Consider the following 14,302-nt stretch of genomic DNA (forward strand, 5'->3'; position numbering starts at 1 on the left):
CGGCCCCCACGCAGGACCTCCCGGAGGGGGAGGGGAAAGTCCGATGCCATTGATGCGGTGGCAGCAGCGCAGTCCGTCCTTGGTATCGAGGTCGCTTCCCTGCTCGAGCCCCGCGCCGATGGGGAGAGGAACGCCCTGCGGATACTGCTGGATGCCCGCCGGCTCATGGATCGCCAACGCACAGCTGACCGGCTGGCACTGACAGCGATTATCCGCACTACCGCGCTGGGTGTTGATGGCCGCCAGGCACTAACAGATGCCCAAATCCGTGCCATCGCTGCATGGCGGACACGCTCCCGGGACGATAGGGCCGACAAGGTCGCGCGGGAGGAAGCACGCCGGCTGGCCAGAGCAGTCCTTGCCTTTGCCACCGAGCTGGAAACTAACAGGACCCACATATCTGACATCGTCCAGGACATGGCGCCGGGCTTGATGGACTTGCCGGGGCTGGGCCCGGTCAGTTCAGCTGTCGTGCTCGTCGCCTACTCCCACCACGGAAGGATCCATTCCGAGGCAGCCTTCGCGGCCATCGCCGGAGTCAACCCCATCCCCGCCTCTTCGGGCAACACCATCCGGCACCGCCTCAACCGCCAAGGCGATCGGCAACTGAACAAGGCACTGCACACGATCGCCCGGACGCGTATGCAGTTCGACGCCGCAACGAAGGAATACGTTCAAAGGCGCACCGCTGAAGGTAAGACCCTCAGAGAGATCCGTCGGTGCCTCAAGCGATCTATTGCCCGGCAACTATTCAGGAAATTACAAACGCTTATGGCTTGACTCGAAGCATAGAAGGGTCAGGGGAAGCACGGTAGGGGGCAGCCCGCGGGAGCTTATTCCCGTGATGACGGCCGTCCAGGATCCAGGACGGGCTTCCAAGGTGGTGCAGGCTGCGGAATCGTTCCTGGCCAGGCTGGGGGAGCACGGGACTGCGGAAAATCAGCTCTGCGTGACGCTGGGGGCGTGGGAACGCGCACTGGCCCACTGGCCCGAACACCCCGACACGCCAATGTGCGGGTACCTGGTGGCCAGCCTGTGCAACACGCCCGTGCGCGACGCCGTCCTGGTGTCCCTGGCCACCACCCCCGAAATGTCGTTGGCAGGCATGGTGGGCACGGGCTACCTGCAGCCGGACACCCTGGCGCCCGCGGTTCCCCCGAACTGGTACGGGGGCAGCCAGGCCGCAGGCTACGACATCGAGGTCCTCGACGAGTCCGACGACGCCATCGCTGCGGCGGCGGAGCTCTTCGGCGACGTCCTGCTCGGCGGCAGCGCCGGGGACGGCCGGCCTTCGCGGGCGCCGAACTGGACCCGGATGGACCTGGCCGAGGAACTTCTGTTGTTCCTGACCGGCTCCGTGGATGGGCCGGGGAAGGCGCCCCTGCTTTGCATGTTGGGCTGGGTCCAGTGGTGCCGCGGACGGGGAACATGGGCAGGAATGTATTTCCAGGCCTCCCAGGAATTTATTCCCGGTTACAAGCTGGCCAACCTGCTGGAGCGGCTTCTGGATGTGGGTTACATCGCGGCGTGGGCCAAGGACCATGAGACCGCCTGGCCCGGCCAGCGGCGGCAGGGAGAAGCGGCCTGAAATGCGTTGGACGGCGGCGAAAACATGAGACAATAAGAGCCGAGACCCGGTTGGGTCCGTGTTTTGCGCGGCACTTCGTGTTGGTGGCTTCATGGAATACACCTTGTGCGTAACGGCGGGAACAATGCCGCTGCGTGGGGAGTTATACATGCAGACCCTCCAAGCGGACGTGATGCGTGAATGCAACACGGACTTGACAGGGTCATAGTGGTGTTGCCCGAAGGTGACTCCACAGACCGCCGCAAGAAAGGTTTTCTGTGTCTGCTACTTCCAAGAGCAAAGACTCCACAACAATCGAACTTAGAGATACCGCCGTCGCGCCGCTGACGCCGGCCCAGAAGCGGGCCTCTACCATCGCCGCCAAGAAGGCTGCCGCAGCCGGCGACGGCGCACCCGCAAAGGCGGCACCGAAGGCCCCCTCGGCCCGCCGAGCCAAGGCGGCCGCCCACGAGGAGCCGACGGAAGCCACAGCCGAAGATGACGATCCGGAAGCAGGCGCAGAGAAGCCTGAAAAGCCGGTGGCCACCGGCTCGGGCTTTGTGTACTCGGACTCCGACGACGACGACGCTCCCGTCCAGCAGGTCATGTCGGCCGGCGCCACGGCAGACCCCGTCAAGGACTACCTGAAGCAGATTGGCAAGGTCGCGCTGCTCAATGCCGCGCAGGAGGTGGACCTGGCCCTGCGCATCGAGGCTGGACTGTTTGCCAACGAGAAGCTTAATTCACCCGACGCCGAGAAGATGGACGTCCAGCTCAAGCGCGACTTGCAGCGCATTGTGCACGACGGCAAACGGGCCAAGAACCACCTGCTGGAAGCGAACCTGCGCCTCGTCGTCTCCCTGGCCAAGCGCTACACCGGCCGCGGCATGCTGTTCCTGGACCTGATCCAGGAAGGCAACCTGGGCCTGATTCGCGCCGTCGAGAAGTTCGACTACACCAAGGGTTTCAAGTTCTCCACCTATGCCACCTGGTGGATCCGCCAGGCCATTACCCGCGCCATGGCCGATCAGGCCCGCACCATCCGCATCCCCGTACACATGGTGGAAGTCATCAACAAGCTGGCCCGCGTTCAGCGGCAGATGCTTCAGGACCTGGGCCGCGAACCCACGCCGGAAGAGCTGGCCAAGGAACTGGACATGACGCCGGAAAAGGTTGTCGAGGTCCAAAAGTACGGCCGCGAGCCCATCTCGCTGCACACCCCGCTGGGTGAAGACGGCGACTCCGAGTTCGGGGACCTCATTGAAGACTCCGAAGCCGTGGTCCCCGCCGATGCCGTCTCCTTCACGCTCCTGCAGGAACAGCTGCATTCCGTGCTGGACACCCTGTCCGAGCGTGAGGCCGGCGTGGTGGCCATGAGGTTTGGCCTGACCGACGGCCAGCCGAAGACTTTAGATGAAATCGGCAAGGTTTATGGGGTCACCCGTGAGCGCATCCGCCAGATTGAGTCCAAGACCATGTCGAAGTTGCGGCACCCGTCGCGCTCACAGGTTTTGCGCGACTACTTGGACTGAGCCCCACTCGAAGCTGACCCGCAGCGGGTGCTGAAATCCTGACATTTTCAGCACTCGTTGCGGGTCACTTTTTTGTGAGGGGACGGGCGGCCACCCCGGTCCGGCTCGACACGCCAAGCTTGCGCATGATGGCGGAGACATGGACGCTGGCCGTCTTGGCACTGATGAACAGCCGCCCGCCTATTAGACGGTTGGTCAGCCCGCCGGCAACCAGGGCAAGCACCTGGCGTTCCCTGACCGTCAGTTCGTCGGTGTTGGGGCGCTGTCCCGGGCCGGCCAGTGCCAGCCCCGACTGCGTGGCAAAGTCGCGGCCCAACCGGGCCACCAGAGAGGCACCCAGTCCTTGTGCACCGGCGACTGCGGTGCCGAGCGCGGCGGCGTTCCGTTCCAGCGCCGCCGCGAGTTCGCGTTCGTTTTGCCGTGCCACGAGTAAAGCCATGAAGTCGTTCATCGCCGTTCCCTTTACGTGAAGGTCTTTGTCTGATGACTCCATCCTTCGCCGACCGGCCCGCAGGAACGTCGGGCAGTTGCCATATTTGTGGTGCCGGAACGGGCGCGCCAGGCACCTAAGGCACCTTAGGCCGAGGCGGGGGCAAGGTGCGGGGCAAGCGGGGCCGGGACCGGCGTCGTGCTTTCCATGGGCATAAAAATGAGGGCCCCGAAATGATCGGGACCCTCATGACAAACGTTCGTACATGTTAGTCGACGGAAACGGTGGCCTTCTCGTTGAGGCGGCTGGTCTCGTCCTGCCACTGGGAGGACATCGGCTTCAACGTCGCTTCCACGGAGCGGGCGTGGTGCCCGCAAAAGAGCAGTTCGCCCCCGGAGGATTCCAGCACCACCCGTACATAAGCTTGTGCGCCACAACGGTCGCAACGGTCCATCGTATTCAGCTCTCGGCTGGCAATGGCGGTGGTAGTCATCATGGCCTCCTTCATTAGTTCCTGTACTTCATACAACCACCTATCGGGCCGACTTCATGCCAGCCACGGTGCACTTTCGCTAACCGCGTAGCCTGGGCATGTGCGGCATGCCTGTCCGGGAAGGGGTCAATCACGCGTTAACCTTGAGTGGGCGCGCCTTCCCCCATACGGCGCACATCCGCACCAGTTACAGTCACAGTCCCAAGGAGCACGCCAGCCGTGGCACGAATGAATTCCGATTACAGCGCCCGTCACCTCTCCGTGCTGGAGGGGCTGGAGGCCGTTCGGAAGCGCCCCGGCATGTACATCGGCTCCACCGACTCCCGCGGACTCATGCACTGCCTGTGGGAGATCATTGACAACTCCGTGGATGAGGCTCTGGCCGGGTACGGGCAGAACATTCTGGTCATCCTGCACAGGGACACTTCCGTTGAAGTGCACGACGACGGCCGCGGCATCCCCGTGGACGTGGAGCCCAAGACCGGGCTCACCGGCCTGGAAGTGGTGCTGACCAAGCTCCACGCCGGTGGCAAGTTCGGCGGCACCTCCTACGCGGCATCGGGTGGCCTCCACGGCGTCGGTGCCAGCGTGGTGAACGCCCTGTCCGCCCGCATGGACGCCCAAGTGGACCGCGGCGGCAAGACGTACCAGATGAGCTTTCGGCGCGGCGAACCGGGCCACTTCAAGGACACCGGCAAGGCACTGAGCCCCGATGTGGGCTTTGAACCGTTCACGGAGAAGTCCAGCCTGGATATTGTCGGCAGCACCAAGCGCGGCGTGACCGGTACCCGGATCCGGTATTGGGCAGACCGTCAGATCTTCACGGCGGACGCCAAGTTCTCCTACGAGGAACTCGTCTCCCGAGCCCGCCAGACCTCCTTTCTGGTCCCGGGGCTGAAAATCACGGTCCGCGACGACCGCCGCCTGCCCGGCACACCTGGCGAGTTTGCCTCCCATGAAGAAGTGTTCCACCACGATGGCGGCCTCTCCGAGTTTGTGGACTTCCTGTCCATTGGCGGCTCAGTGACCGATATTTGGCGACTGCAGGGGCACGGCAGCTTCACCGAAACAGTGCCGGTGCTCAATGCCTCCGGCCACCTGGAGAGCACGGCCGTGGAGCGGGACTGTGAAGTGGACATTGCCCTGCGCTGGGGGGTGGGGTACGACACCACCATGCGCAGCTTTGTGAACATCATCGCCACGCCCAAGGGCGGACGCCACCAGGAAGGTTTTGAACAGGCGCTGCTGAAAACCTTCCGGAAGGTCGTTGAGGCCAACGCCCGCAAGCTCAAGGCCGGTAATGACAAAATTGAAAAGGACGACGTCATGGCCGGGCTGACCGCCGTGCTGACCGTCCGCCTGGCCGAACCGCAGTTCGAGGGCCAGACGAAGGAAATCCTGGGTACCCCCGCCGTCAAGGCCATTGTGGCCAAGGTGGTGGAAAAGGAACTCAAGGCCAAGCTGGAATCCACGGCGCGCGGCGAGAAGATCCAGGCGGCCACCCTGCTGGAAAAAGTCGTTTCGGAAATGAAGTCGCGCATCTCGGCGCGGGTGCACAAGGAAACCCAGCGCCGCAAGAACGCACTGGAGACGTCATCGCTGCCCACAAAGCTGGCCGACTGCCGCAGCAACGACGTCAAGAAGAGCGAACTGTTCATCGTTGAGGGTGACAGCGCCCTGGGCACGGCCAAGCTGGCCCGGTCCTCGGACTTCCAGGCGCTGCTGCCGATCCGCGGCAAGATCCTCAACGTCCAAAAGGCGTCAGTGGGCGACATGCTGGCCAACGCCGAGTGCGCCGCTCTCATCCAGGTGGTGGGCGCCGGCTCCGGCCGCAGCTTCGACCTGGAAGCGGCCCGGTACGGCAAGGTGATCCTCATGACGGATGCCGACGTTGACGGCGCCCACATCCGCACCCTGCTGCTGACGCTGTTCTTCCGGTACATGCGTCCCATGATCGACGCCGGAAACGTGTACGCGGCCGTCCCGCCCCTGCACCGGGTGGAAATCATCCATGCCGGCTCCAAGGCCAATGAGATGGTCTACACCTATTCGGAAAAGGAACTGCACGCGCTGCTGGCCAAGCTGGAAAAGTCGGGCAAAAGCTACAAGAAGCCGATCCAGCGCTACAAGGGCCTGGGCGAGATGGATGCCGAACAGCTGGCGGAAACCACCATGGACCCCCGCCACCGCATGCTGCGTCGGGTGACCAGCGCCGACGCCGACCGCGCCGAGCACACCTTCGAGCTGCTCATGGGGGCCGAGGTGGCCCCGCGCAAGGAGTTCATTGTGGCCGGCAGCGAACACCTGGACGCGGACCGCATCGACGCCTAGCGCCATACAAACGCTCTCTCACTTTCGGTGCCAAATTCAGAAACGCTCCCTCACGTGCTGAGGGAGCGTCGGAGGAAAGTGCCCCGAAGCTGAGAGCGTCGGAGCCGGTCAGGCGAAGATGCCCGGCACCAGCAGCAGCGCCGTCGGTGCGGCCAGCAGCAGCACCGCGGCGGCAATCACCACCGCCTGCGGACCGGGGCCCAGCGCCGGGGCCGGGGCGAGCAGCCTGCCCAGCCGGGCCGACGTCGTTGCCGGCGTGTCAATCTGCTCAGCTCCGCCGCCCACCAGAGACGCGGCGGGCAGCCGAGCCGGGCCGCTGGCCACCAGCGCGATGGCCGTGACCAGGGTGGACTTGCCCACGGAACGCAGGGCGACGTCGTCGGCCATGATCTCGATCAGGGAGGAGACTGCGCGCTGGGCCAGCTTCGAGGTGGGCAGCCAGGGCAGCGCCGACCGCCAGGCCGCAAAGGCCCACAACAGCAGGTGGTGGCGCTGCGCCAGGTGCGTCTGCTCGTGGAGGAGCACACCGCGCAGTTCCTCAGGGGAGAGGAGCGTCATGAGACCGTCGGAGAGCACCGTCACCGAGCGCGAGCCGCCGGGGAGGCAGTAGGCGACGGGGGCCTCGTGGTTGATGACCAGCGTGTCGGGGCGGTCGCTGGAGGGGGAGCTGAGCAGGTTCAGCAGGTCCCGGTGGCGGTTGCGCTGGCGGTTGATGCGGAAGTAGCTCAGCCACAGGGTAAACACCAGGTGTGCGGACAGCAGTGCGGCGGCGCTCAGGGCGAAGGCATGGACCAGGCCCAGCGTGTCCAGCGACTCCCGGCCGGTGACCACCCGCAGCAGCCCGTGCAGCCCGGATGCCAGGCTGTCGCCCAGCGGCACCAGGCCGTAGCAGAGCATGGCACCAATCATGGACAACCCGCCGGCCAGTGCTATCGACTGCCAGAGAACCATGGCGGCAAACGGTGCCCGCGCCGGCCATTTGGCGCGCGACAAGATAACGGGCACCGGCCACGCCAATGCGATGGCCAGGCCGGCAAGGATCCACGAGGTCCAGAACATAGTCCCAATTTACCGCCCGCCGCCGGTCCGCTGGGTCACGGGGGCCGGAGGACGGCGGCGAAGCCTGTTAGTCGCGGCCCAGCAGCTTGCGCAGGGTTTCCGCCTCGCCGTCGCTGACGGTGCCGATGAAGCGCGCCAGTACGGCTTCGCGGTCCGGCGCGGAGCCCAAGACTTCGAGCATGAGCTCGGCCGTGTGGTCGGCGCGGCTCGTCACGGCACGGTAGCGGTGCGGGCGGACGGAGCGTTCCCGCTCCACCAGGCCCTTCTTCTCCAGCCGGGACAGCACCGTAAGGACTGTGGTGACCGCCAGCGGGCGCGAATCAGCTTCCGTCGTCCGCTGTGAGAGCAGGTCCCGCAGTGTGTTGGCGGTGATGGCTTCGGGGTGTTCCCACAAAAGATCCATCACGGCCCGTTCCAGGTCCCCAAGTGTCGCCATGCAAGATCCTTCTTTAACAAGTTGTTCGAAAAGTAGTATGTCAAGTTCTAATGTACAGCTTTTGACAGCAATGTTCTACACAGGGTAGAACTTGTACTTCTACGGGTTGTAGAATTGGCTCCATCGGTGTGGCACAAGTCTTGAATTGAGGGAAGTTGATGGAAGCTCTGGACATTGCCAGGTGGCAGTTTGGGATCGTCACGGTCTACCACTTTTTGATGGTGCCGCTGACCATCGGGCTGGGGCTGCTGGTGGCCGTGCTGCAAACCTCTTGGCACCGCACCGGGAAGGAAGAGTACCTGCGCGCCACGAAGTTCTGGGGCAAACTGTTCCTGATCAACTTCATCATGGGCGTGGCCACGGGGATCGTCCAGGAATTCCAGTTCGGCATGGCCTGGAGCGAATACAGCCGCTTCGTGGGGGACGTCTTCGGCGCTCCGCTTGCCATGGAATCGCTGCTGGCGTTCTTCGTTGAATCCACGTTCCTGGGCCTGTGGATCTTCGGGTGGAAGAAGCTGCCCGCCAAGATCCACCTCGCCTGTCTTTGGATCGCCGTGTCCGGCTCCGTTGTCTCCGCCTACTTCATCCTGGTGGCCAATTCCTGGATGCAGCACCCCGTCGGCGTGCAGATAGTGGACGGCTACCCGCACATGGTCGATGCCTGGGCGGTCTTCACCAACAACACCGCGCTGGTGGCGTTCTTCCACACCATCACCGGCGCCCTTGCCGTGGCCGGCAGCTTCCTGCTCGGCATTTCCTGGTACCACCTGTGGAGGCGGCGCCACGACGGCATTGACACCGTCGACGCGACGGGGCGCGTGGTGGTCGGCGAATCGGACTCCATCCCCGGCAGGGACAAGAAGGACCACTCCCTGTGGATCAAGTCCCTGCGCTTTGGCGCCGTGGTGGCCATGATCGCCTTTGCCGGATCCGCAGTTTCCGGTGACTTGTCGGGCAAGCTCATGTTCGAGCAGCAGCCCATGAAGATGGCCGCCGCCGAGGCCGCCTGCCACGACGGCACCAGCTTCTCCATTCTGTCCATCGGCGACCTGAGCAGCCGCGACTGCTCCAAGGTGGTGGCCGTGATGGAGGTCCCCGGCATTCTGTCCTTCCTGGCGCACAGCGACTTCACCACCGACATCAAGGGCGTGAACACGCTTGTGCCCGAATACCAGGCCAAGTACGGCACCAACCTGCCGGACAATCCCATCTACGGGGACCGCGCAGGGCAGCCCATCAACTACGTGCCCGTCATGCCCGTCACCTACTGGGGATTCCGGATGATGATCGGTTTTGGTGGCCTGGCGGCCATGGCCGCGGCCGTGGCACTATGGGCCACCCGCAAGGGCACCGTCCCGCGGCCGCGGTGGCTCATGCGGCTGGCCCTGGTGGGCATCCTGGCCCCGTTTGGCGCGAACGCCGCTGGCTGGATCTTCACCGAAATGGGCCGGCAGCCGTTTGTGGTGGCGCCCAATCCGTCCATGTCCGGCATCGACCAGGTGTTCATGTTCACCGCTGCCGCCGTGTCCCCGGGTGTCTCGGCGGGGGAGATGATCTTCTCCCTGGTGGCCCTGGGCACCGTGTACGCCGTGTTGCTGGTGGTGGAGGTGGTGCTGCTGACCAAGTACGTCCGCGGCGGCGTGCCGTCCGCCATGCCCGAGCTTGGCCATCCAGGAGGCTCCGGCGGAAAGGACGAGGACGACGCCGGGACGCACCCCGACGGGGAGGGGGACGGGGACGATGTGCTTGCGTTTGCCTACTAGCGTCACCGCCCCTTCCCAATGGCTTTCACTATCCATGCCTGGAACTAAGGACTAAACGATGGATTTTCTTCCCACCCTGTGGTTTGTTCTCATTGCCGTGCTGTGGACCGGATACCTCTTCCTGGAGGGGTTCGACCTCGGCGTGGGCATGCTCATGAAGGTCTTTGCCCGGGACGAAAAGGAGCGGCGCCTGCTGCTGAACACCGTCGGCCCCGTCTGGGACGGCAACGAGGTCTGGCTGATCACCGCCGGCGGCGCCACCTTTGCGGCCTTCCCATTCTGGTACGCATCGCTCTTCTCCAGCCTGTACATCCCGCTGGTGTTTGTCCTGCTCGCACTGATCTTCCGGGCAGTGGCCTTTGAATACCGTGGCAAGGTCCACCGTGATTCGTGGCGCCGCACCTGGGACTGGGCCATCGCGATCGGTTCCTTCACGGCTGCGTTCGGCATCGGTGCCATGCTGGCCCTGACCACCACTGGCCTGCCGCTGAACACCAACGGCGACCGCGTGGGCGGGCCCTTTGCCTGGTTCACCTGGCCGGGCATGCTGGGCGGCGCGGCCGTGGTGGGCTTCTGCCTGATCCAGGCCTCGGCCTTCCTGGCCCTGAAGACCGACGGCGAGATCCGCCACCGTGCGCGCGCCGCGGTCCGCCGCTGGATGCCGCTTGGGCTGCTTCCGCTGGCCGCCTGGGCGATCCTGGTGTCCGCGCAAAACGGCAAGTGGTTCAGCTGGCTCCTGATTGCCCTGGCCGTCATTGGCGCGGTAGTGTCCTGGCTGGCCAACCGGGCTGGCCGCGAAGGCGTGAGCTTCCTGGCCATGGGCGGGTTCCTTCTGGCCGGCAGCGCCGCAATCTTCAGCGGCGTTTTCCCGGTTGTCCTGCCGTCAACGCTTGACGCCGCCTGGAATCTGACGGTGGCCAACGCGTCGTCGTCGCCCTACACGCTGGGGCTGATGTCCATCGTGGCGGCCGTGGGCCTGCCGCTGGTGCTGGCCTACCAGGCATGGACCTATTGGATCTTCCGCAAGCGCATCAGCGTGGCCCACCTGCCCGAACCGCATGACTTTGCCCCCGCCGTCGGGCTGGGGGAGACGGCGTCAGCCGGGTCAGCGGCAGGGGCGCTCTAGCATGGCCCGCCCCCAACTGCCCCCGGGAAAGAACACACGCACGGCCCTCGCCAGCCTGGCGGGGATGGCGGCACTGAAGGCCGTGGCACTGGTGCTGCTCATGGCTGCCCTGGCGCACGCACTGGCCCGCTGGGCTGGGGGCACCCAGCCCGACCTGGCACGGCTGGCCGTGCAGGGATCGTTGGGGGCAGTCCTCCTGGGGGCTGCGGCATGGGGCCAACAGGTCCTGGCCCGCCGGGCCGCCATGGGCACCAAGGAAGAACTGCGCGCCAAGCTCATGACACACCGGCTGGGCGGAGCTAAAGGGAGCGGGAACGGGAGCGCGGGCACGGGCGCGGACGGGATGCTGGCAAGCCGCGGCCTGGACGGACTGGACAGCTACTTCACCGCCTACCTGCCAGCCCTTGTCGGCTGCGCCGTCCTGCCCGCCGTGGTGGGGCTGCAAATCCTCCTCACCGACTGGGTCAGTGCGCTCATTGTGGCCCTGACCGTGCCGCTGGTGCCGGTATTCATGATCCTGATCGGCTTTCACACCCAGGACCGGGTGGAACTGGCCGCCCGCGGCCTCGACCGGCTCTCCAACCACCTGCTGGAGCTGGCCCGCGGCCTGCCCGTGCTGGTGGGCCTGCGCCGTGCCGGGGCGCAGCGCCAGGCACTTGCCGACGTCTCGGAGAAGTACCGCAAGTCCACCATGGCCACGCTGCGCACGGCATTCCTGTCCTCCATGGCACTGGAATTGATCAGCACCATCTCCGTGGCCCTCGTGGCGGTGTTCATTGGCGTCAGGCTCGTCGCCGGTGACATGACGCTCGAGGCGGGCCTGCTGGCCCTCATGCTGGCGCCGGAGTGCTTCCGGCCGCTGCGCGACGTCGGCGCCGCCCACCACGGCAGCGAGGACGGTGTGGAGGCCCTGCGCCGCGTCAATGAAATCCTTTACGCCGGAACAGGTGCCGTGCCTGCCGGGGCCGTGCCCGACGCCGCGACTGCCATGCCTGCCGGCGCACTGCGCGACGCCGCCTTGGGCGCTGGGGCAGGGCACGACGGCGGTGGTCCCGCCCTGCGCGCTGCCGCGCTGCACGCTGAAGCAGGGCACGACGCCGGAGTCCCCGTCCTGCGCGCCGCACGCCTTACCGTGGCGTACCCGGGGCGGAGGGAGCCGGCGCTGTCGGCCTTTACAGCCAGCATCCCCCGCGGCGGCGTCCTGGTTCTGGACGGCCCCAGCGGCACGGGCAAGTCCACGGCCCTGGCCGCCATGGCCGGGCTGCTGGGAGAAGCGGAGGTCGGCGGCGGGCTGCATCGTCCGGCGGCCGACGCCATCGTGTGGGTTCCGCAGCACCCCGTGTTCACGGAGGATACCGTGGCGGAAGAGGTGGCCCTCTATGCCGGGGGCCCGTCCGGCGTGCCGGTTCCCGCTGCCGCCGTTGCCGCCGCACTGTGGCGGGTCAACGCCGGACACTTGTCCGGGCGGTCGCCGCTGGACTGCAGCCCGGGTGAGCTGCGGCGCGTGGCCGTGGCCCGGGCCCTGGCCCGGATTGCCGGGGATCCCGCCGTGGAACTGGCCCTGCTGGACGAACCCACCGCCCACCTGGACCCGGTGTCTGCCCGGGCCGTCCAACAGGCGCTTGCGTCACTGCGCGGGACCGTGGCCCTGGTGGTGGCCACGCACGACCCCCTGCTCGCGACCCTGCTGCGCGGCCCGGAGATTGATCCTGCAGACATCATCGATCCCACCGATGCCGACCGGGCCCGGGCAGCCTCGCCCTTCGCGGCTGCAGCTGCCACTGCTTCAGCCCTGCCGGCGCCAGGCCAGTTGCCAGGTTCAGCGCCTGGTCTGACGCCCGGCCCTGCTCCCAAGCTGACATACGACTCAGCACCCGTGCGGTTTCAATGGCGGTGGCTGCGGCACCTGCCCTGGCGCTCCCCGCGTTTTGCGGCCGGGGTGCTGGTGTCCGTGCTCGCCACCTTGAGCGCCGCGGCGCTGTCCGGCATTTCCGGCTGGCTGATTGTATGGGCCGCAGCCCAGCCGCCCATCATGTACCTGATGGTGCTGATCGTGGGCGTGCGTGCCTTTGGCGTGGGCCGCTCCGTGCTGCGCTACAGCGAACGGCTGCTGACCCACGACGCGGTATTCCGCTGGGCCGCGGAACTGCGCCTGAAATTGTGGGACGCGCTGGGCTCCGACGTGCGGCACTGGGGACGGTTGACGCGCTCGGGCGGGTCGCTGGGCACGCTCATCTCCGATGTGGACGAACTCCGCGACGCCCTGCCGCGGGCCGTGGTCCCCATTCCGTCCGCCGTTTTGTCGTTCCTGGCCGTGCTTGCCGCGACGCTGTGGCTGGTGCCGCAGGCCGCCGGCGTCGTGGCGGTGCTTGGAGTGCTGGGGCTGCTGGTGCTGCCCGTGGCGGTTTACGCAGCGCAGCGCAAGGCCTCGGCGGCGGCGGCCGTACACCGTTCCTGGCTGGCCAGCCGGGCCACCACACTGTTTGCCGCCGCCGGACAACTGTCCGCCAACGGGGTGGGCGGGGTGCAGGCGCGCACGTTTGCCGCCCGGGACCTCACCGTCTCCGCGCCGCTGCGCCGGTTGGCCTGGGCCAACGGTCTGGGGCAATCGGCCGTTGCAGCCCTGACCTCCCTGGCCGCGGTCGCCGTGGCTGCCACCGCCATTGGCTCCGGGGCCGACCCCCGCGCCGCCGCCGTTGCCGCGCTGCTCATGCTGGCCCTGACGGAACCGCTGGGACAGTATGTGGAAGCGGTGGAGCAGTTGCCCGTGCTCGGTGCCATGCTGGCCCGGACCATGCCGATGCTGGACGGTGCGCCCGCCGGCATGGCGGACACGCCTGCCACCGGGGCCGAGCCTGCCGGCGGACCATGCGGCCCGCCCGTTACGTCACTGCGCGTCGACAACGTCACGGCACGGTACCCGGACGCTCCGGAACCGGTGTTTGAACGCATCAGCGGAGGCACCGAACAAGGCAGGTGGTGGACCGTCAGCGGGCCGTCCGGCTCGGGCAAGTCGACCCTGCTCGCCGTGCTGCTGGGGTTCCTGAAGCCGGAACGGGGCAGCTACACGCTCAATGACGCCCACGCCACCACGGCGTCGCTGCGGCAGCTGGCGTGGTGCCCGCAGGAGCCGTACCTGTTCAACTCCACCCTGCGCTCCAACCTCGCCCTGGCCCGTCCCGCAACGGACGCGCCAGCGGACACCGAGTTGGAGGACGCCCTGGAGACGGTGGGCCTGGGCCCCTGGTACCGTGGCCTGCCCGACGGACTGGGCACGCGCGTCGGCCCGGGCGGCCACCACCTGTCCGGCGGGCAGCGGACCCGGGTGTCGGTGGCCCGCACGCTCGTGGCGGGGGCCGCCGTCGTGCTTCTCGATGAGCCAACGGCGCATCTGGGCGTGGACGAGTCCGCGGAACTCGTCGCGGACCTTCGCGGGGCGCTCTCCGGCGCCGCCGTGGTCCTGGTGACGCACGACGGCGAACTTGCCGCGGGCGGCGATTCCCACCTGGTGCTTTCGGCCGGGAGCGGCCGGGAAGGCATGGTGCGGCGGGAAGCGGGCGTCTAG

The 14,302-nt window shown here is 66.7% G+C and carries 11 protein-coding genes; 7 read left to right on the forward strand and 4 right to left on the reverse strand.

Features of this window, described 5'->3' with window-relative positions:
* Positions 1-57 precede the first annotated feature (57 nt).
* From CVV68_RS08905 to CVV68_RS08915, 3 genes are all read left to right on the forward strand, one after another.
* Positions 58-780, forward strand: coding sequence for a transposase (locus CVV68_RS08905; protein WP_110500661.1), 723 nt, complete (start codon positions 58-60; stop codon positions 778-780).
* A 64-nt stretch (positions 781-844) separates the two neighbouring features.
* On the forward strand, positions 845-1,588 hold the full coding sequence (locus tag CVV68_RS08910) for a DUF4192 family protein (protein WP_110500662.1): 744 nt from the start codon (positions 845-847) through the stop codon (positions 1,586-1,588).
* 257 nt (positions 1,589-1,845) lie between these two features.
* Positions 1,846-3,099 carry an RNA polymerase sigma factor gene (locus tag CVV68_RS08915; RefSeq protein ID WP_110500663.1) on the forward strand — a complete coding sequence of 418 codons (1,254 nt, stop codon included), beginning with the start codon at positions 1,846-1,848 and terminating at the stop codon, positions 3,097-3,099.
* 64 nt (positions 3,100-3,163) lie between these two features.
* Here the strand turns inward: CVV68_RS08915 and CVV68_RS24590 are convergent, their stop codons facing one another.
* Positions 3,164-3,550: a helix-turn-helix domain-containing protein gene (locus CVV68_RS24590; protein WP_281268281.1), complete on the reverse strand. Its 387-nt coding sequence runs from the start codon at positions 3,548-3,550 to the stop codon at positions 3,164-3,166.
* Positions 3,551-3,797: 247 nt separating this feature from the next.
* The gene (locus CVV68_RS08925; RefSeq protein WP_211320770.1) at positions 3,798-4,022 is read right to left on the reverse strand and encodes a DUF7455 domain-containing protein; all 225 of its coding nucleotides are present in this window, start codon (positions 4,020-4,022) and stop codon (positions 3,798-3,800) included.
* A 228-nt stretch (positions 4,023-4,250) separates the two neighbouring features.
* Between CVV68_RS08925 and CVV68_RS08930 the strand changes: the two genes are divergently transcribed.
* A complete protein-coding gene (locus CVV68_RS08930) occupies positions 4,251-6,353 on the forward strand; it encodes a DNA gyrase/topoisomerase IV subunit B (protein ID WP_110500666.1) in 2,103 nt (700 codons plus the stop codon).
* Positions 6,354-6,461: 108 nt separating this feature from the next.
* Here the strand turns inward: CVV68_RS08930 and CVV68_RS08935 are convergent, their stop codons facing one another.
* A complete protein-coding gene (locus CVV68_RS08935; protein ID WP_110500667.1) occupies positions 6,462-7,412 on the reverse strand; it encodes a M56 family metallopeptidase in 951 nt (316 codons plus the stop codon).
* A gap of 67 nt (positions 7,413-7,479) precedes the next feature.
* The gene (locus CVV68_RS08940) at positions 7,480-7,848 is read right to left on the reverse strand and encodes a BlaI/MecI/CopY family transcriptional regulator (RefSeq protein WP_110500668.1); all 369 of its coding nucleotides are present in this window, start codon (positions 7,846-7,848) and stop codon (positions 7,480-7,482) included.
* Positions 7,849-8,006: 158 nt separating this feature from the next.
* Between CVV68_RS08940 and CVV68_RS08945 the strand changes: the two genes are divergently transcribed.
* Genes CVV68_RS08945 through cydC form a run of 3 tightly spaced genes read left to right on the forward strand, consistent with a single transcriptional unit; the run spans position 8,007 to position 14,302 of the window.
* Positions 8,007-9,611: a cytochrome ubiquinol oxidase subunit I gene (locus tag CVV68_RS08945; protein ID WP_110500669.1), complete on the forward strand. Its 1,605-nt coding sequence runs from the start codon at positions 8,007-8,009 to the stop codon at positions 9,609-9,611.
* A 58-nt stretch (positions 9,612-9,669) separates the two neighbouring features.
* A complete protein-coding gene (gene cydB / locus CVV68_RS08950; RefSeq protein WP_110500670.1) occupies positions 9,670-10,737 on the forward strand; it encodes a cytochrome d ubiquinol oxidase subunit II in 1,068 nt (355 codons plus the stop codon).
* A 1-nt stretch (position 10,738) separates the two neighbouring features.
* Positions 10,739-14,302, forward strand: a complete 3,564-nt coding sequence (gene cydC, locus CVV68_RS08955) for a thiol reductant ABC exporter subunit CydC (protein ID WP_170133132.1) — start codon at positions 10,739-10,741, stop codon at positions 14,300-14,302.

The sequence above is a fragment of the Arthrobacter livingstonensis genome, from assembly GCF_003219815.1.
In the GTDB taxonomy this organism is placed as follows: Bacteria; Actinomycetota; Actinomycetes; order Actinomycetales; family Micrococcaceae; genus Specibacter; species Specibacter livingstonensis.